14 protein-coding genes are annotated in these 19,488 nt (G+C 67.1%); 6 read left to right on the top strand and 8 right to left on the bottom strand.

The window, feature by feature from the left end; all coding sequences use genetic code 11:
- Positions 1–2: 2 nt before the first annotated feature.
- Together LRP66_RS03820 and LRP66_RS03815 are read left to right on the top strand one after the other, a co-directional pair.
- Positions 3–1,175 carry an acetyl-CoA C-acetyltransferase gene (locus LRP66_RS03820; protein WP_230481176.1) on the top strand — a complete coding sequence of 391 codons (1,173 nt, stop codon included), beginning with the start codon at positions 3–5 and terminating at the stop codon, positions 1,173–1,175.
- Between the two features lie 188 nt (positions 1,176–1,363).
- Complete coding sequence (locus LRP66_RS03815) at positions 1,364–4,672, top strand: TonB-dependent receptor domain-containing protein (RefSeq protein WP_230481175.1); 3,309 nt, start codon at positions 1,364–1,366, stop codon at positions 4,670–4,672.
- A gap of 75 nt (positions 4,673–4,747) precedes the next feature.
- Here LRP66_RS03815 and alr read toward each other — a convergent pair whose 3' ends face one another.
- From alr to LRP66_RS03780, 7 genes are all read right to left on the bottom strand, one after another.
- Positions 4,748–5,776, bottom strand: a complete 1,029-nt coding sequence (gene alr / locus LRP66_RS03810; RefSeq protein ID WP_230481204.1) for an alanine racemase — start codon at positions 5,774–5,776, stop codon at positions 4,748–4,750.
- Positions 5,777–5,897: 121 nt separating this feature from the next.
- A complete protein-coding gene (mmsB, locus tag LRP66_RS03805; RefSeq protein WP_230481174.1) occupies positions 5,898–6,773 on the bottom strand; it encodes a 3-hydroxyisobutyrate dehydrogenase in 876 nt (291 codons plus the stop codon).
- A gap of 147 nt (positions 6,774–6,920) precedes the next feature.
- Complete coding sequence (locus tag LRP66_RS03800) at positions 6,921–7,697, bottom strand: enoyl-CoA hydratase (RefSeq protein ID WP_230481173.1); 777 nt, start codon at positions 7,695–7,697, stop codon at positions 6,921–6,923.
- A gap of 12 nt (positions 7,698–7,709) precedes the next feature.
- Positions 7,710–8,759, bottom strand: a complete 1,050-nt coding sequence (locus tag LRP66_RS03795; RefSeq protein ID WP_230481172.1) for an enoyl-CoA hydratase/isomerase family protein — start codon at positions 8,757–8,759, stop codon at positions 7,710–7,712.
- Between the two features lie 126 nt (positions 8,760–8,885).
- The gene (locus LRP66_RS03790; RefSeq protein WP_230481171.1) at positions 8,886–10,028 is read right to left on the bottom strand and encodes an acyl-CoA dehydrogenase family protein; all 1,143 of its coding nucleotides are present in this window, start codon (positions 10,026–10,028) and stop codon (positions 8,886–8,888) included.
- A gap of 134 nt (positions 10,029–10,162) precedes the next feature.
- Positions 10,163–11,680 (bottom strand): CoA-acylating methylmalonate-semialdehyde dehydrogenase, encoded by a 1,518-nt coding sequence (locus LRP66_RS03785; RefSeq protein ID WP_230481170.1) that lies wholly within the window; start codon positions 11,678–11,680, stop codon positions 10,163–10,165.
- Between the two features lie 112 nt (positions 11,681–11,792).
- On the bottom strand, positions 11,793–12,422 hold the full coding sequence (locus tag LRP66_RS03780; RefSeq protein WP_230481169.1) for a YoaK family protein: 630 nt from the start codon (positions 12,420–12,422) through the stop codon (positions 11,793–11,795).
- 309 nt (positions 12,423–12,731) lie between these two features.
- Here LRP66_RS03780 and LRP66_RS03775 point away from each other — a divergent pair, with 309 nt between their 5' ends.
- Complete coding sequence (locus tag LRP66_RS03775) at positions 12,732–12,899, top strand: hypothetical protein (protein ID WP_230481168.1); 168 nt, start codon at positions 12,732–12,734, stop codon at positions 12,897–12,899.
- Positions 12,900–12,947: 48 nt separating this feature from the next.
- Here the strand turns inward: LRP66_RS03775 and LRP66_RS03770 are convergent, their stop codons facing one another.
- Positions 12,948–13,103 carry a hypothetical protein gene (locus LRP66_RS03770; RefSeq protein WP_230481167.1) on the bottom strand — a complete coding sequence of 52 codons (156 nt, stop codon included), beginning with the start codon at positions 13,101–13,103 and terminating at the stop codon, positions 12,948–12,950.
- Between the two features lie 258 nt (positions 13,104–13,361).
- Between LRP66_RS03770 and LRP66_RS03765 the strand changes: the two genes are divergently transcribed.
- The 3 genes from LRP66_RS03765 to LRP66_RS03755 are packed head-to-tail and all read left to right on the top strand — an operon-like array spanning position 13,362 to position 19,248.
- Complete coding sequence (locus LRP66_RS03765; protein WP_230481166.1) at positions 13,362–14,624, top strand: efflux RND transporter periplasmic adaptor subunit; 1,263 nt, start codon at positions 13,362–13,364, stop codon at positions 14,622–14,624.
- Entirely contained in the window at positions 14,624–17,818 is a 3,195-nt protein-coding gene (locus tag LRP66_RS03760) for an efflux RND transporter permease subunit (protein ID WP_230481165.1), read from the top strand. The genes LRP66_RS03765 and LRP66_RS03760 overlap by 1 nt, the downstream gene beginning before the upstream one ends.
- On the top strand, positions 17,815–19,248 hold the full coding sequence (locus LRP66_RS03755) for an efflux transporter outer membrane subunit (protein WP_230481164.1): 1,434 nt from the start codon (positions 17,815–17,817) through the stop codon (positions 19,246–19,248). The genes LRP66_RS03760 and LRP66_RS03755 overlap by 4 nt, the downstream gene beginning before the upstream one ends.
- Positions 19,249–19,488 lie beyond the last annotated feature (240 nt).

Below are 19,488 nucleotides of genomic sequence, written 5' to 3'. Positions count from 1 at the left end.
TCATGACCGATATCGTCATTACCGCCGCCAAGCGTACCCCCGTGGGCAGCTTCCTGGGTGCGTTCGCCGCCACCCCCGCGCATGAGCTGGGCCGGGTGGCGATCACCGCCGCGCTGGAACAGGCGGGCATCAAGGGCGAGGACGTGTCCGAGGTCATTCTCGGCCAGGTACTGACCGCCGCGCAGGGTCAGAACCCCGCCCGCCAGGCATCGATGGCGGCCGGCATCCCGAAGGAGGTCCCCGCCTACGGCGTCAACCAGGTCTGCGGATCGGGCCTCCGCGCGGTCGCCCTGGGCCTGCAGGCGATCGCCAATGGCGACGCGACCATCGTCGTCGCTGGCGGACAGGAATCCATGTCGCTGTCGCCGCACGCCCAGACGATGCGCGGCGGCACCAAGATGGGCCCGCTGACCATGGTCGACACGATGGTTCATGACGGCCTGACCGATGCCTTTGCCGGCTATCACATGGGCATCACCGCCGAGAACCTCGCCGAGCAATATCAGGTCACCCGCGACGATCAGGACCAGTTCGCGGTCCGCTCGCAGAACCTGGCCGAAAAGGCGCGCGGCGAGGGTCGCTTCAAGGACGAGATCGCGCCGGTCACCATCAAGGGTCGCAAGGGCGACACGGTCGTCGCCGACGACGAATATATCCGCGCGGGCGCGACGATCGAGAGCGTGTCGGGCGTCCGCCCCGCGTTCAAGAAGGACGGCACGGTGACCGCCGCCAACGCCTCCGGCCTGAACGACGGCGCCGCCGCGCTCGTCCTCATGACCCGCGAGGAGGCCGAGAAGCGCGGCAGCACGATCCTCGCCACGATCAAGAGCTGGGCCTCGGCGGGTGTCGATCCGTCGGTGATGGGTATCGGCCCGGTCCCCGCGACCAAGCGGGCGCTGGAAAAGGCGGGCTGGACGGTCGGCGATCTCGACCTGATCGAAGCGAACGAGGCGTTCGCGGCGCAGGCGCTGTCGGTCGGCAAGGAACTGGGTTTCGATCCGGACAAGGTCAACGTCAATGGCGGCGCGATCGCGCTGGGCCATCCGATCGGCGCCAGCGGCGCGCGGGTGCTGACCACGCTGATCTACGAAATGCGGAAGCGCGACGCCAAGAAGGGTCTGGCGACGCTGTGCATCGGCGGCGGCATGGGCATCGCCATGTGTGTTGAGCGGTAAACACGCCTCTTTGCGAAAATTGCGCGATTAACCGTTAGATTGCAGGGATGTGTCGATCATGTCACATTCCTGCAACAACGATGACACTAATTTAACCCGCGGTTTAACGAAGCCTTGTTTTCCAAAGCGAAATTTCTTTCCCTGACGTGAACGGACATGAAAGTCCGGTCATAAGGGGGTAAACCTAAATGAAATTTCGGGCACTTTTGGGTGTTTCGGCACTGGCCAGCACCCTTGCACTCGCTTTCCCGGCGAATGCTCAGACCGCCGACGCCCAGGCTTCCGAGCCGACGATCGGCGGCCAGACGGTCGATAACAACAATGCCAACAGCGATACGCAGGCGAACGGACAGGAAGATCCTGGCCGCGAAGTGGTCGTCACCGGCTCGCGCATCCGCCGTCCCAACGACGAATCGCCGGTTCCCATCACCACCCTGTCGGCAACCGAGCTGGGCGTCACCGCACGCACCGCGATCGGCGACGTACTGAACGACCTGCCGCAGTTGCAGAGCACCTACAGCCAGGCGAACTCGACCCGCTTCCTGGGTACGGCGGGCCTCAACCTGCTCGATCTGCGCGGACTGGGTACGCAGCGCACCCTGGTGCTGGTCAACGGCCGCCGTCACGTCGGCTCGGACATCCTGGTCAACGCGGTGTCGGTCGACATCAACACCATCCCGACCGACCTCATCAAGAGCGTCGACCTGGTCACCGGCGGCAACTCGGCCACCTATGGCTCCGACGCGCTGGCGGGTGTCGTCAACTTCATCCTGCGCGACGACTTCGAGGGCCTCCAGCTCCGTGGCCAGGGCGCCGTCAGCTCGCGTGGCGATGCGGGCAGCTATTTCACCAGCCTGCTGGCGGGTAAGAACTTTGCGGAAGGTCGCGGCAACGTCGCGGTCAACCTCGAATACTCGCACCAGAACGAGCTTTACGCCTCGCAGCGCGACTATCTGCGTCAGACCGATGGTTTCGTGGCGGTGGATTCGGATTCGGCGGGCCTCGCCCCCGGACAGCGCTTCATCAACTATGACGGCGTTCCCGATTCCGTCTTCTTCCGCGACATCCGTGTTGGCACCTTCTCGGCGGGCGGCACCGTCGCCTTCGCCAGCCCCAACGGCGCCTGCGGTCGCGACAACACCCCCACCGCCGCGTTCGGCAACGCAGGTCGTCCCTTCACCTGCAACTATCTGTTCCAGCCGGGCGGCAGCCTGGCGGCGCAGACCGGCACGCGCGTCGGCCTGGGCGCCACGGTCGGCAGCGGCTCGGCGGCCAACCCGATCGCGGCCAGCAGCACCCCGACCGGCTCGTTCATCGGTGGCAATGGCGACACCCGTCGCGAAGGCCAGCTGCTGCAGATCCTGCCGCGCCTCGATCGCTATTCGGCAAACCTGATCGGTCACTTCACGGTCAGCGACGCTTTCGTCCCGTTCGTCGAGGCGAAATATTCGCGCACCGACGCGCTGGGTCAGGGTTCGTCGGGTCCGGCGTTCTTCACCGGCGGCACGCTGGACGGCTTTTACGAGCGTCCGCGTCTCGACAACCCGTATCTGAGCGCGGATGCCCGCTCCACCATCGCGGCACAGGCGCTGGGTCTCGCCAATGCCGGGTTCAACCCGACGACGGGCCAACGTTTCCAGGCGACCTCGACGCTGACGGCGGCGCAGGTCCAGGCCAATGCGGTCAACGCGATCAACAACGGGTCCTATCGCTTCATCCTGCGCAAGAACCTGACCGATCTGGGCGTTCGCACCGAGGCGTCACGTCGCGAAACCTTCCGCATCGTCGGTGGCGTTCGTGGCGACTTCAACGACGACTGGAACTACGAACTGTCGGTCAACTATGGTCAGTTCACCGAACAGACCAGGGTGCTGGGCAACCTGAACGTCCAGCGTGCGCTGCTGGGTCTCGACGCGGTGCGCAACTCCGCGGGCCAGATCGTCTGCGGCTCGCAGATCGATCCTACCCGCGCATATCCCGACACCGCGGGCAATGCCGCGACGCTGGCCGCCGACATCGCGGCGTGTCAGCCGATCAACCCGTTCGGCGTCGGCAGCATCTCGCAGGCGGCGAAGAACTATGTGCTGCAGGACACCGTGTCCCGCGGCAAGATCACGCAGCTCGACGTCATGGGTTATGTCAGCGGCGATCTGAGCCAGCTGTTCACGCTGCCCGGCGGCGATATCGGCTTCTCGATCGGCGGTGAATATCGTCGCGAGACCGCCTTCTACCAGCAGGATCCGCTGGTCGAGCAGGGCTACACCTTCTACAACGCGATCGCGAAGTTCGATCCGCCGTCCTTCGAGGTGAAGGAAGCGTTCGGCGAAGTGCGCATTCCGCTGCTGAAGGATCTGCCACTGATCAAGCAGCTGTCGGTCGATGGCGCGGCCCGCGTTTCCGACTATAAGGGATCGGCCGGAACGGTCTGGGCCTATAGCGGTAACGTGGTCTGGGCTCCGGTTCGCGACATCCGCTTCCGCGCGAACTATTCGCGTTCGGTCCGCGCGCCCAACCTCGCCGACCTCTACTCGCCCCAGTCGCAGAACTTCGCGTCGGTCGGCGACCCCTGCTCGGCGCGCAACATCGCGGGCGGCACCCAGTTCCGCGCCGCCAACTGCGCCGCGGCGGGTATCCCGAGCACCTATGACTATGTGTACGCGCAGACGCTGGAAATCGTCAGCGGCGGCAATCCCGACCTGCAGGTCGAGAAGTCCGACTCGTACACCTATGGCGTGCAGTTCCAGCCGAGCTTCATTCCGGGCCTCTCGCTCTCGGCGGACTATTACAACATCAAGGTCAACAACGTGATCACTGCGCCGAGCGCGCAGGGGATCATCAACTCGTGCTACGATTCGCCGAGCGCCAACAACCAGTTCTGCCAGCTCTTCCAGCGCGTTGCCGCTGGTCAGACCGGGCCGAACGGCGAAGAGCCGTATCGTATCATCGAGGGCAGCCTTCAGCAGACCCTGCTGAACTACGCCAAGCTGCAGGTTCGTGGCATCGACTTCTCGCTGAACTACGACCGCCGCTTCGGCAACGTGTTGCTGACCAACCACATCATCTACACGCACGTTCTGCAGAACGATCAGTTCATCGACCCGACCCGTCCCGATTTCGCCGACACGGTCGTTGGTGAACTGGGCGCGCCGCGCGATCAGGTAAACTGGAACATCGGTGCCGACTTCGGTACGGTCTTCGCCAACGTCCAGATGCGCTACCTCACCAAGCAGTCGGTCGGCGCCATCGAGAACCACATCACGTTCCAGGGTCGTCCGCCGCAGAACATGGACGACTTCGACATCCCCTTCTATCCGGATGTCTTCTACATGGATCTGAAGTTCGGCGTGAACATCACGAAGTTCACCAACTTCTACTTCGGTGTGGACAACGTGACCGATCGTCTGCCGCCGCTGGGCGCCACTGGCGTCGGCGCGGGCAGCGGCATCTTCGAACCGCTGGGCCGCAAATTCTATGCGGGCTTCCAGGCGCGCTTCTAAGCGTCGCAATATTGTCCCCTGGGGCCGACAGGAAACTGTCGGCCCTTTTTTATGGGTCACCGCAAAAAGCGGCGTTCAGCCGCGCGCGAAGCGCTGGCCCAACCCGGTCAGCAGCTCATATTGCGACACACCCGATAGCGCGGACGCCTCCGCCAGGTCATAGGCCATGGCCAGCCAGTCGCCCTCGCCCAGGTCCGGCAGGGCGGTCACGTCGACCGCGATCAGGTCCATCGACACGCGCCCCAGCACGGGGAGTTCCAGACCGTCGACGACCGCCGCCCCCTTGTTCGACAGCGCGCGACGATAGCCATCGGCATAGCCCAGGTTGATGATCGCCACCTCCGTCTCGGCCGGGGCGGTCCAGGTCGCGTTGTAGCCGACCGTCTCCCCGGCGGGGACTCGGCGGCGTTGCAGGATCTGCGCTTCGGGAATGCCCACCTGCCGCAGATGCCCGGCCATGTCCGGGCGCGGTACGCCGCCATAAAGCGCGAGCCCCGGCCGCGTCAGGTCGAAATGATAGTCCGCCCCCAGGCCGATCCCAGCCGAGTTGGCGAGGCTCATGCGCCGTGCCGACGTCCGGCCCGCCAGCCCGGCAAAGGCGCGCTGCTGTGCGGCGTTCATCGGCACATCCTCGTCGGCGCAGGCGAGATGGCTGAGCAGCGTGTCGATCTCCAGCCCGTCGAGCAGCCCTTCGCCTACCGCCTGGACCGACACGCCCAGCCGGTTGATGCCGGTATCGACCATCACGTCGCACCGCCCCCCGCCGCCGTCGCGCCAGCGCGCCACCTGTTCGGGGCTGTTGAGCACGGGACGCGCCACGCCGACGCGTGCCGCGGGGAGGTCTTCGGCGCGAAGACCGTGGAGGACCGACACGGTGAGGCCCAGCGGTGCCAGCGCCAGCGCCTCGGCCCAGTTGGCGACGAAGAAATCGCGGCATCCCGCACCCGCCAGCGTCTCGGCGACCAGCGACGCGCCCAGGCCATAACCATTGGCCTTGACCGCCGCGCCACATGCCGCCGTTCCGCTCAACCGATCGAGCGCCTGCCAGTTGGAACGAAGCGCATCGCGGTCGACACGCAGGCGGAGGGGAGCGGCAATATCCATCACCCGCCCGGCTTTAGGCCGCATTGGCGGGAGGGAAAAGGCGGGTTGGCTATTTCCCGCCTATCCCCCGCCCCCGTTCGGCTCGAGCGTTGTCGACGGCCAGGGGAAAGCGCAGGCCCTCTTACCGAAGCGTGCGGATGATCCCGGAGAAGTCCACCGGCTGCTGGCCTTCGCCGACGAACGCGGCGTAGAGTTCCGCCGCCCGCTCGCCCATCGGTGTGGTCGCGCCCGCGTCGCGCGCGGCCTCCATCGCCAGCTTCAGGTCCTTGAGCATCAGCGCCGCCGCGAAGCCGCCCTGATAATCATGGTCGGCGGGCGTTTCGGGCCCGACGCCGGGGACGGGGCAATATTTGGTCATCGACCAACTCTGGCCCGACGATACCGAGGCGATGTCGTAGAAGGTCTGCGCCTCCAGCCCCAGCTTCTCGGCCAGCGCAAAGGCTTCGCAGGTCGCGATCATCGTCGCGCCGAGCAGCATGTTGTTGCAGATCTTGGCCGCCTGGCCCGCGCCGTTGCCCCCGGCATGGATCACCGCCTGGCCCATGGCGGACAGGAAGGGCTCGGCACGCTGAAAGGCCTGTTCGGGGCCGCCGACCATGAAGGTCAGCGTTCCCGCCCTGGCCGCCGCGATGCCGCCGGAAACGGGGGCGTCGACCGCCATCATGCCCTTGGCGAGCGCGGATTCGGCCACCCGCCGCGCGGTCGCCACGTCGATGGTCGAGCAGTCGATCAGGATCGCCGAGGGCGGCGCGGCGGCGAACACCGCCTCGGCATAGACTCGCTCGACATGGCTTCCGGCGGGCAGCATGGTGACCACCGCCTCGACCCCGTCCATCGCCGCGATGGCACTGTCGACGGGCAGGCAGCCGGCCTGCTTCGCCGCCGCCAGCGCGTCGGCCGACAGGTCGAAGGCGCGGACGTCATGCCCCGCCTTCGCCAGATTGGCGGCCATCCCGCCGCCCATATTGCCCAGGCCGATAAACGCGATTCGCGCCATGATGCTCTCTCCTAGCTCGTTCTTTTTCTTCTGCTCCCCTCCCGCAGGCGGGAGGGGTTGGGGGAGGGAAGGCCACGGGCGATGGTCTCTGTGAGACTCCCTGCCCTCCCCCATCCCCTCCCGTTTACGGGAGGGGCGTGGGACCCATCAGCGGTTGGTCCAGTTGGGGCTGCGTTTCTCCACGAAGGCGGCCATGCCTTCCTTCTGATCGGGCGAGCCGAACAGCCCGTGGAACAAGCGCCGTTCGAACTGCACGCCCTGCGCCAGCCCCATGTCGAAGGCGGCGTTGACCATTTCCTTGTTCGCCTTGACCGCAATCGGCGCCATGCCGGCGATCGTCGCGGCGGTCTTCAGCGCCTCCTCGACCAGGTCGGCGGCGGGGACGATGCGCGCGACGAGCCCGGCGCGCTCGGCCTCCTCGGCATCCATCATCCGGCCGGTCAGGCACATCTCCATCGCCTTGGCCTTGCCGACCGCGTGCGCGAGGCGTTGCGAGCCGCCCATGCCCGGCGTCACGCCCAGTTTGATCTCGGGCTGGCCGAACTTCGCGGTGTCGGCGGCGAGGATGAAGTCGCACATCATCGCCAGCTCGCACCCGCCGCCCAGCGCATAGCCCGCCACCGCCGCGATGACCGGCTTGCGGGTACGGGTGAAGGCGTCCCAGCCGGAGAAATGGTCGCGGCCATACATGGCGGCGAAGTCCATCTCCTGCATCTCCTTGATGTCGGCTCCGGCCGCGAACGCCTTGGGGCTGCCGGTGATGACGGCGCAGCGCTGCTCCGGGTCGGCGTCATAGGCGCGCATCACGTCCAGCAGTTCGGACAGCAGTTCGGCATTGAGCGCGTTCAGCGCCTGCGGCCGGTTGAGCGTCACCAGCGTCACCGCCTCGCGGCGCTCGACGATCAGGGTGGTATAGTCGGTCATGCGGCGTCCTTCTCAGCGGTCGTCGGGAGTCCAGGCCTGCCCCTCGGGGAGGGCTGCGAAGATATGGTCGATCATCGTGTCGGTCACGCCCTCGGGCGTGGCGGGGTTCCAGCGGGGTTCGTTGTCCTTGTCGACGATCAGCGCGCGGACGCCCTCGATAAAGTCGGGCCGCTGCACCACATGGGCGGCGATGCCATATTCGCGGCGCATCTCGTCGGCGAAGTCGGTGGTCAGCCGTCCCTCGCGGAGCAGGCGGAGCGAGACCTTGCAGGCTTGCGGCGATTTGGTGCGCAGCACGGCGAGCTGCTGCGTCGCCCATTGCCCGCCATCGGCCTCCAGCGCGGCGATGATCTCCTCCAGCGTGTCGGCGGCGAAGAGCCGGTCGATCTCGGCGGCATGGGCCATGATCTTCGCTTGCGGAGCGGGCGTGGAGAGCCGGTCGAGCGTGGCCGCGATACCTTGCGGCGCGGCGACGATCGCGGCCTTCGCCTCCTCCAGCGCGGAGGCGGGCAGATAATGGGTCGCCAGGCCCAGCGCATAAGCCTCCGCCCCGTCGAGCCGGTGGCCGGTCAGCGCCAGATACTCGCCCATCCGCCCCGACAGGCGGGAGAGATACCAGCCGCCGCCGACATCGGGGAACAGGCCGATCCCCGTCTCTGGCATGGCGAACCGCGTATTCTCGGTCGCGACGCGGAACCGCGCGGGGGCGGAAATGCCGACCCCGCCGCCCATGGTGATGCCGTCCATGAAGGCGACGACCGGCTTGGCATAGGTGAACAGCCGGTGGTTCATCCGGTATTCGGCGTGGAAGAAACCCCGCGCCGCCTCGCCATCGCCAGCACCGCTTGTCGCGAGCAGGCGGATGTCGCCGCCCGCGCAGAAGCCGCGCCCCTCGGCATGGTCGATGATGACAGCCTCGACGCCCAGATCGCCGCGCCAGTCCTCCAGCGCGGCCAGCACGCCCTCGCACATGTCGCGGGTCAGCGCGTGGATCGCCTTGGGCCGGTTGAGCCGAAGCCGTCCGACCGGGCCTTCGCGGGTGACGATCAGATCCTGGGTCATGCCCGTCCTTCTATCTTCTTCGACCCCGGCGGAGGCCGGGGCCCAGATGCCGCGCGTTACGTGGCGCGCCAGCGGCCGGTTGGCAACCGGACCCCGGCCGTCGCCGGGGTGGTGCCGGTGGGATGGTCAGTCCCTCAGCAAATCCCGCCCGACGATCATCCGCATCACCTGGTTGGTCCCCTCCAGGATCGAATGAACGCGCAGGTCGCGCCAGAAGCGCTCGATCGGATAGTCCATCAGATAGCCGTACCCGCCATGGAGTTGCAGCGCGCGGTCGACCACCGACGATCCGGTATCGGTCGCGAGGCGCTTGGCCATCGCGGCGAAGCGGGTCTTGTCGGGGGCACCGTCGGTCACCTTGGCGGCGGCGAGGTAGAGCAGCGCTCGCGCCGCCTCCAGTTCGGTCGCCATGTCGGCCAGGGTGAACTGCGTATTCTGGAACTCGGCGATCGCCTTGCCGAACTGGCGGCGATCCTTCACATAGGCGACCGACTCATCCAGACAGCGCTGCGCCCCGCCCAGCGAGCAGGCGCCGATGTTCAACCGTCCGCCGTCGAGACCCATCATCGCGATGCGGAACCCCTCGCCCTCCGCGCCCAGCCGGTTGGCGACCGGCACGCGGACGTTGTCGAACGTCACCTGCCGCGTCGGCTGCGAATGCCAGCCCAGCTTGCGCTCGTTCGCGCCGAACGAGACGCCTGCCATGTCCTTTTCGATCACCAGGCAGGAAATGCCCTTCGGCCCCTCCTCTCCGGTGCGGACCATGGTGACGTACACCTCGTTCTCACCACCGCCCGAGATGAACTGCTTGGAGCCGGAGACGACATAATGGTCGCCGTCGCGGACCGCGCGGGTCTTGAGCGCGGCGGCGTCGGAACCCGAACCCGGCTCGGTCAGGCAATAGCTGGCCATGCGGTCCATGGTGACAAGGTCGGGGAGGTAGCGCCCCTTCACATCCGGATCGCCGAAGCGGTCGATCATCCACGACGCCATGTTGTGGATCGAGATGAAGGCGGACGTAGAGGGACAGCCATAGGCCATCGCCTCCATGATGAGCGCCGCCTCCAGCCGCCCGAGCGCGATGCCGCCCGACTCCTCGGACACATAGATGGCGGCGAAGCCGAGTTCGGCCGCTTCCTTGATCGTGTCGCGCGGGAAGATATGCTTCTCGTCCCACTCGGCCGCAAAGGGGGTGATGCGGTCGGCGGTGAAGCGGCGCGCCAGTTCCTGGATCTCGCGCTGCTCGTCGGTCAGGTCGAATTGGGTCATCGAAATCTCTCGTTTCTTTAAGCCCCTCCCGCAAGCGGGAGGGGTTTGGGTAGGGCATAGGGTCTCACCGAGACCATCGCCTGGGGCATTCCCTCCCCCATCCCCTCCCGCGTGCGGGAGGGGCGTGCCAAGGTTCAGGCCATCGTCGGGATCACGAAGGCATTGCCGCCATCGGGCGAGCCATCCGGCCAGCGCTGGGTCACGGTCTTCACCTTGGTCCAGAAGCGGACGCCCTCCATGCCGTGCTGGTTCACGTCGCCGAACGCCGAGCGCTTCCAGCCGCCAAAGCTGTGATAGGCGACCGGCACCGGGATCGGCACGTTGATGCCGACCATGCCGACCTCGACCCGCGCGGCGAACTCGCGCGCGGCGTGGCCGTTGCGGGTGAAGATGGCGACGCCGTTGCCATACTGATGCTCGCTGGGCAGCCGCACCGCCGTTTCGAAATCGGGCGCACGGACGATCTGGAGGACGGGTCCGAAGATCTCCTCCTTGTAGCTCTGCATTGCGGGCGTCACCCGGTCGAACAGCGACGGACCGATGAAGAAGCCTTCCTCATAGCCTTGCAAGCGGAAGCCGCGCCCGTCGACGACCAGCTCCGCGCCCTCGTCGACGCCGGTCTGGATCCAGTCCTCGACACGGCGCTTGTGCGCGGCGTTGACGACCGGGCCGTAATGCGCCTGATCGTCGGTCGAGACGCCGACCCGCAGCGCGTCGATCGCGGGGATCAGCTTTTCGCGAAGGGCATCCGCCGTCTTGTCGCCGACCGGCACCACGACGGGCAGCGCCATGCACCGCTCGCCCGCCGAACCGAAGGCCGCGCCCGACAGGTCGGCGACCACCTGATCCAGATCGGCGTCGGGCATGACGATGCCGTGGTTCTTGGCGCCGCCCATCGCCTGGACGCGCTTGCCCGCCTCGACCCCGCGTCGATAGACATAATGCGCGATGTCGGATGAGCCGACGAAGCTGATCCCGCCGATCGCGGGATGATCGAGGATCGCGTCGACCATCGCCTTGTCGCCATGCACCACCTGCAGGATGCCCTCGGGAAGCCCGGCCTCGTGCATCAGTTCCGCGAGGCGGACCGGCACCGACGGGTCGCGCTCCGATGGCTTCAGGATGAAAGCGTTGCCGCACGCGATGGCGACGCCGAACATCCACATCGGGATCATCGCGGGGAAGTTGAACGGGGTGATCCCCGCGCCGATCCCGATCGGCTGGCGCATCGAATAGACGTCGATCCCCGTGCCCGCGCCCTGGGTATATTCGCCCTTCAGCGCGTGCGGGATGCCGCAGGCGAACTCGATCACTTCCAGCCCGCGCTGGATGTCGCCCCTGGCGTCGGCGACCACCTTGCCATGTTCGGAAGAGAGGAGATGGGCGAGCGCGTCCATATTCTGCTCGACCAGCTCCTTGAAGCGGAACAGCACGCGCGCGCGCCGCTGCGGGTTGGTTGCGGCCCAGCCGGGCTGCGCGGCACGGGCGGCGGCGACCGCGCGTTCGAGCAGGGCGGCATCGCCGAGCGGGACGCGCGCCTGCACCTGACCGCTATTGGGGTCGAAGACGTCGCCGTGGCGGCCTTCCGGCACGGGGGAATCGGCGTTGGTCGCGGTCTGTCCGCCAGCGACCCAGTGATCGATCACGCGCATATGCTCTCCTGTGGCGGGTCTGGAGCCCGACTCTTGTGCTTGTAATTATATTGCTCGCGCGTGAAATCCAAGTCGGGTGCGAACAAAAGCGGCCAAGCTCCCCGGCGTCGCGTCAGATCGCCTTTCGCAACCGCCAGGAGGCGCCCGCGCCGAACAACGCCGCCCCCGACGCCGCCGCGAGTGCGGCCATGCCCCAGCGCGGGAACAGCCACGCACCCATCGCCGCCCCGATCACGAAGCCCAGCCAGAGCGCCAGATAGGGCAGCCAGTCCCAGCGCGCCCGCCCGGCGACCATCCGCGCCAGATGCTGGCCGATCTTGACCAGGGTGCCGGTCATGTAGGTGACCCCGATGCTCACCTCGCCATCGCGCTCGAAGGTCGCGTTGAGCGCCCCCATGGCCACCACCATCGCCAGGGCGCCCGCCCCGCCCGACACCGCCGACACCGCCAGCAATGCCGCGACCAGCGACAGCAGGACGCCCTGTCCGTGATGCGGCAGGCTGAGCCGGACCAGCGTGCCGAGCATCACGCCCGCGACGAACAGGCCGAGCAACGTTGCCAGGACCGCCACCGCCCCCTGCCCATCGGGTTCGACCAGCCGGACGGCCAGCATGGTTCCGTTGCCGCTCATGAACGAGACGAAATAGCCGCCCAGATGCTGGAATCCGATGGCATCGACATAGCCCGCCAGCATCGCCAATCCCGTTGCGAGGGGCCAGAAGCGTCGATCGGACCGGATCATGCCACCCGTCTTAGCAGCGCCCGCGCCTGCCGCCATCCCCGGGGCGGATGGGCGACCTGTCCCCCAGCTCCTCCTTGCCAGCCATTCCCGAAGAAACGCCCTGCGGAACCGTAAAGCCCCGTTCCCCCGCGCAGGCGGGGGTCCAGGGCCACGCAGGACAATGGCCGACGTCAAGAACACTGGACCCCCGCCTTCGCGGGGGAACATGGAAGCTTTGGCTGTCGGACGCTCGCTCAACATGCGAATCCGGAATGGCCGGATCGGATCGGCCGACGGCGCGTTGGGTCGGCTCAGGCTCGGGGAGGATGCATGGCCGGTACGGTTCTGGAGATATGGCTGTCGGTGTCCGCGCTGTCCTCGCTTGCCATCATCGGCATGGCGATCGGATATAGCGATCTACGGGTGGATCACCGGGCGCGGACGCGATCCCGGCCGCCACGCAGGCCCCAATATGCCCGGCGGCACGCCCCGCGCTGACAAGGTTAAGGCGGGCCGACCGAAGTCGGGTCCCGCCCTCCGAATGATTCAGACCAGGTGCAGGAGTCGGTGGAGGAATCCGGGCCGACGCATCTGCAAGGCCTGGTAGCGCGCACGATCGTCGTTGAAGCGCCGATAGAGCGCATCCAGGCGTTCCTCGCGGGGAAGATCGGAAATCCGCGGTGGCGGCATATGACTGGCCATGATGACCCCCTCCTGTTGAACCGTTGGTTTTTAACGATGAATGGGGGATTTGGTTCCCTGCGATGACAGGAAGGTCATCGCATCCTGGCCGGTTGGCCCTGGCATTTACACTCTGCAAACCTGACCCGTCGCATGATCGACGCAGCGTTCCGCCGGGTGATTCATGAACGTCTCGTAAGATTTCCGTAAGGGGTGCGTCAGGGCGCAGTCCCTATCGCCCGGCGCCAATATCTCAGCCTCTCGCGCCGAAAGAAGCCGATGCACGCCAACCCTGCCGACGAAACGCTTCCCGAAACCCGTCGACTCTCCTCCGCGCAGCAATGGCGCTGGGTCGGGATCGCGGCCGCCGTGCTGGTCGGGGCGCTGATCCTGATATCGGTGATCGGCAAACTGACGCACAAGGAAGAGGTTCCGCCCGCACCGCCGCCGCCCGGCACGCTGCGCCTGTCGAAGGACCAGCTGGCCGCGATGCCGATGATGCGCGTGGGGCTCGGCGCGTCGGGGGATCAGACCACCGCGACCGGATCGATCACCGTCGATGCGACCCGTTCGACCCCGGTGCTGATGCCCTATGCGGGTCAGGTGGTACGCGTGCTCGCCGAGGCGGGCCAGGTGGTCCGCCAGGGCCAGCCGTTGCTGCTCATCAAGACCAGCGACTTCGTCGACGCGCGCTCCGGCCTGTTCTCCGCGCAGGCGGCGTATCAGAATGCGCAGGCGCAGCTCGTCGCGGCCCAGCGCAACGCCGACCGCCAGCAGCAGATCTACGAGACGGCCGGCGGCGCGCTGAAGGATTATCAGCAGGCCAAGGTCGACCTCGCCGCCGCGCAGGCGACCGCGCGCACCGCCGCCGCCGCGCTGGGCGCCGCACGCGACAAGCTGGCGATCCTCGGCAAGTCGCAGGGCGAGATCAACCGGCTGGAAACCTCGGGCCAGGGTTCGGGCATCCACGACATCACCACGCTGGTCGCGCCGATCAGCGGCGTCATCGCCTCGCGCGACGTCGCCGCCGGGCAATATGTCTCGCAGGGCGGAGACAAGCCGGTGATGACCATCACCGACCCCTCGCGAGTCTGGCTGGTCGCGCAGGTCGCCGAAAGCGATGCCGAGAATGTGCGCGTCGGCGATCCCGTCGAGGTGACGACGCCCGCGCTGCCCGGTCGCGTCTTCCACGCGACGATCGATCTGGTCGGCGCCGCGCTCGATCCGGAGACCCACCGCCTGCCGGTGCGCGCCTCGATCCCCAATCCCGACCATCTGCTCAAGCCGCAGATGTTCGCCAGCTTCGCGATCCAGCATCTGAACGCGGGCGAGGCGATCCGCGTCCCCGCCCCCGCCGTCATCCATGAGGGGGATACCGCGCGCGTCTGGGTGGTCCGTCCCGACGGCCTGCTGGTCGCGCGCGACGTGCAGACCGGCGATTCGGCCAATGGGCTGGTCACCATCACCTCGGGGCTCAAGCCGGGCGAGAAGATCGTCACCTCGGGCGCGCTGTTCGTCAACGAGGCGGGGATCGGCGAATAATGAACCGCATCGTCGACTTCGCGCTGCGTCAGCGACTGCTGATCGTCGGCCTGTTCTTCTCGATGATCGTCGCTGGCGTCATCGGCTTCATCAACCTCAACATCGAAGCCTATCCCGATCCCGTCCCGCCGATGGTCGAGGTCATCACCCAGACCCAAGGCCTGTCGGCCGAGGAGATGGAGCGCAACGTCACCATCCCGATCGAGGTCCAGATGGCGGGCATCCCGCACCTGACCGCGATCCGCGCGATCAGCCTGTTCGGCCTGTCGGACATCAAGATCCAGTTCACCTACGACTACACCAACGAACAGGCGCGCCAGCAGGTCATCAACCGCCTGTCGCAGCTGCCGCCGCTGGCCGGTGGCGCACAGCCGACGCTGTCGCCGACCTCGCCGGTGGGTGAGGTCTATCGCTACCGCATCGTCGCGCCCAAGGGCTATTCGGTGATGGACCTGAAGACGCTGCAGGACTGGGTGCTCCAGCGCCGGTTCAAGCGGATTCCGGGCGTCATCGACGTGACCGGCTGGGGCGGCAAGCTGCGCGCCTATGACGTCGTGATCGACCAGAACCGGCTGAACGCGCACGGCGTGACGGTGGCACAGGTGCTGGCGGCGCTGTCCAAGAGCGACGGCAATGTCGGCGGCCAGACGATCAACTTCGGCGAACAGGCCGCGATCGTGCGCGGCATCGGCCTGATCCAGTCGCCCGACGCGATCCAGAACGTGCTGGTCGGTCAGGCGGGCGGCGCGCCCGTGCTCATCAAGGACGTGGCGACCGTCAAGGTCGGCAACGCGCCGCGCATGGGCATCGCCGGGTACAACAACGACGACGACATCGTGCAGGGCATCGTCCTGATGCAGCGCGGCGCCCAGTCGATGCCGACGATCAAGGCCGTGCAGGCCGAGGTCGCCAACATCAACGACAGCGGCGTGCTGCCCCCCGGCGTCCATCTGGAGCGGATCTACGACCGTTCCGACCTCATCAACCTGACCATCCACACCGTCATGGAAAACATGGTGGTCGGCATCCTCCTGATCTTCGCGCTGCAATGGCTGTTCCTCGGCAATCTGCGCTCGGCGATCATCGTGGCGGCGACCATCCCCTTCGCGCTGGCCTTCGCGATCCTGATCCTGGTGTTGCAGGGAGAGAGTGCGAACCTGTTGTCGGTGGGTGCGCTGGACTTCGGTCTCGTCGTCGATGCCTGCGTCATCATGGTGGAGAATATCTTCCGCCACATGGTCGAACGCTCCGCCGCCGTCGAGAACGGCCAGGGTCGCTACACCATGGCCAGCCGCTTCGGCGCGGTGCTGGGCGCCTCCAGCGAGGTCAGCCGCGGCATCTTCTTCGCCGCCGCGATCATCATCGCCAGCTTCCTGCCGCTGTTCACCCTGACCGGGGTGGAGGGTCACATCTTCGGCCCGATGGCCAAGACCTATGCCTATGCGATCAGCGGCGGCCTGCTCGCGACCTTCACCGTCGCGCCGGTGCTCTCGACGCTGCTTCTCCCGGACAAGCTGGCCGAGACGGAAACCTTCATCGTCGGCCGCTTGCGTCGCGTCTATGAGCCCGCCGCGTCCTTTGCCCTGCGCAACAAGATCGTGACGATCGGCGGCGCGGCGCTGATGATGGTGCTGGCGGTCGTCGGCGTGCGGTCGCTGGGCATCGAGTTCCTGCCGCACCTCGAAGAAGGCAACATGTATATCCGCGCCACCCTCCCCTCCTCGATCAGCCTCGAGGCGGGCGAGAAGGTGACCAACGAGGTGCGTAAGATCATCGCCAGCTATCCGGAGACCACGGCGGTCCTGTCCGCCCATGGTCGCCCGGACGACGGCACCGATGCGACCGGCTTCTTCAACGTCGAATTCTTCGTGCCGTTGAAGCCGTTCGACACATGGCCGAGCGGCATGACCAAGGAGAAGCTGATCGACGAACTGTCGACCAAACTCGCCAAGAAATATCCTGGCGTCGACTTCTCCTTCTCGCAGATCATCGAGGATAACGTCGAGGAAGCCGCCTCGGGCGTGAAGGGCGCCAATTCGATCAAGCTGTTCGGCCCCGACCTGGTGACACTCGAAAAGCTGGCCAACCAGATCAAGGCGCAGATGGCCAAGGTGAAGGGTATCGAGGATCTCGGCGTGTTCGAGATCCTGGGTCAACCGACCGTGCGGATCGACGTCGATCGCGCCAAGGCCGCCCGCTATGGCCTGACGCCCGACGACATCAACCAGACCGTCGCCGCCGCCATCGGTGGCCAGTCGACCGCCGATCTCTACGAGCCCGGCACCGACCGCCACTTCCCGATCATCGTGCGGTTGCAGCCCGCCCAGCGGGACTCGCTGGAGTCGGTCCGCGCCATCACGATCGGCGCGCCCTCGCCCGATGGCAACGGCACGATCCAGGTGCCGCTGTCCGAGGTCGCCAACGTCAAGCTGACCAGTGGTGCCTCGTTCATCTATCGCGAGCATCAGGAGCGTTACGTGCCGATCAAATTCTCGGTGCGCGGCCGCGACCTGGGCGGCGCGGTCGAGGAGGCGCGCGCGCGGATCAACCAGAATGTCCACCTGCCACCGGGCTATCACCTGGAATGGGCGGGCGAGCTGGACAACCTGAAGAACGCGATCGCCCGGCTGGAGATCGTGGTTCCGATCAGCCTCGTGCTCATCCTGCTGCTGCTCTACGCCAATTTCGGTTCGCTCCGGGACAGCCTGCTCGCCTTCTCCGCGATTCCGATGGCGATCGTGGGTGGCGTGCTGGCGCTGGCGCTGACCGGCACGGCGTTCAGCATCTCGGCGGCGATCGGCTTCGTGGCGCTGTTCGGCATCGCGGTGATGGACGGCATCCTGGTCGTCACGACCTTCAACAACGCGATCGACGAAGGCGCCCCGCGTGAGAATGCGCTGGCCACCACCGTCAAGAACAGCCTGCGCCCGGTGGTCATGACCTGTCTGGTCGCTGCCATCGGCCTGCTGCCCGCCGCGCTCTCGCACGGTATCGGCAGCCAGGTGCAGAAGCCGCTGGCGCTGGTCGTGGTCGGCGGCATGACGCTGGCCCCGGTGCTGATCCTGCTGGTCCTGCCGGTGCTGATCAGTCGCTATTCGACCCGCCTGCCGCTGTCGCAGCGCAAGAAGAAGCATGATCCGATGGTCGACGACCAGGACGACACCACCATCTCCGACTCTGGGGTTACGGCATGAAGCGTTTCCTGACCCTGCCGCTGCTGGCATGTGTTTCCGTGGGCATTTCCGGGTGTGCGGTCGGCCCGCATGATCTGGATGCGCATACCAGCCTGCCGCCGCTCGCCCCGGCACCGGTGATCGCCCCGGCCGCCGGTCCTGCCCAGACAGTGTCGGCCAACATCGCCCCCGAATGGTGGCACGCCTTCGGCAACGCCCAGCTCGACGCGCTGGTCGCCGAGGCGCTGGCCCACAACAACGATGTCGCCGTCGCGGAAGCTTCGTTGCGCCAGGCGCAGGAACAGGCGCGCGCGACGCGCGGCTCGCTGCTGTTTCCGCAGGGCGGGCTCAATTACAACGTGCAGCGGACCCGCGTATCCAACGCGCTGTCCCCGGCGGTCGCCGACCAGAACCAGCAGCTCTACACGCTGCACACCGCGCAGGTCAGCGTCTCCTATGACGTCGACGCGTTCGGCGGCAACCGGGCCCAGGTCCGCTCCGCCGTCGCGCGTGCCGAGGTTCAGCGGCACCAACTCGACGCCGCGCGCATGACGGTGGCGGCGAACCTGGTCACCGCGCTGATCGAGCGGGCGAGCCTGGCCGATCAGGTCGCCGCCGCGCAGACCGCCGTCCAGGTGAACCGCGACATCCTGAACGCGCTGCAACAGCGTCAGAGGCTCGGCGCGGTCGGCGCGTCCGACGTCTCGACCCAGCAGGCCGCGCTGGCCACCGCCGAGGGGGCCCTCCCCCCGCTGATCCGGGCCGAGGCGGCGCAGCGGACGATCATCGCGACGCTCATCGGGCGTCCGGCGGGGTCGGCGCTGCCGCCCTTGCCCGACCTCGCGCAGCTGACCCTGCCGACCGAACTGCCCGCCATCGTGCCGTCGGAACTCGTCCATCGTCGTCCCGACGTCCTGGCCGCCGCCGCGCAGTTGCAGGGGGCGGGCGCCGATGTCGGCGCCGCCATCGCGGCACGGCTGCCGAGCATCCAGCTATCCGCCAACGCGGGCGGCTCGGCGCAGAATTTCGCCGACATGTTCAAGAGCGGCAATCCCTTCTGGGCGCTGCTCGGCGGCATCACCCAGCCGCTGTTCCACGCCAATGCGTTGCGCCACCAGCAAAAGGCGGCCGAGGCGGCACTGGAGGGGGCCAAGGCGCAGTATCGCAGCGCCGTGCTCCAGGCGTTCGGCAACGTCGCGGATTCGCTGACCGGGCTGACCACCGATGCGCAGGCGCTCGACGCGGCGCAGCGGGCGAGCAACGCGGCTGGCCAGGCGCTGACCTTCGCACGCCGACAACTGGCGCTGGGCGATGTCGGCACGTTGCAGCTCCTCAACGCGACGGTGACGGACGCACAGGCGCGCTCGCAGCTGATCCAGGCCAAGGCGGCGCGGATGACCGACACGGTGGCGCTGTTCCAGGCCGCCGGGGGCCCGGTTACGGGGTCGTGATTAGGGGGAGGCGGCGAGCCCCCCCACCGTCCGTTCGGGTTGAGAGAGGCACCCCGGCGAAGGCCCGGGCTAGGCCCGATCGACATTCGACTATGCCTGTCCATCCCTCGCCCCTCGTAGAGGGGAGAGGGGAGAGGGGAGAGGGAAGAATAAGCTGAATGTCGATCCGGCCTAGTTATCCCCACGTCGATGGTGCGCTGCGCCGGGGCGTGGGAGGCGCGGACGGCCCCTTCATGACGG

This window comes from Sphingomonas sp. Leaf21 (assembly GCF_916858675.1).
Classification (GTDB): domain Bacteria; phylum Pseudomonadota; class Alphaproteobacteria; order Sphingomonadales; family Sphingomonadaceae; genus Sphingomonas.
Note: the sequence above shows the minus strand (reverse complement) of the source record. Positions and strands in the feature narration are given on the sequence as shown.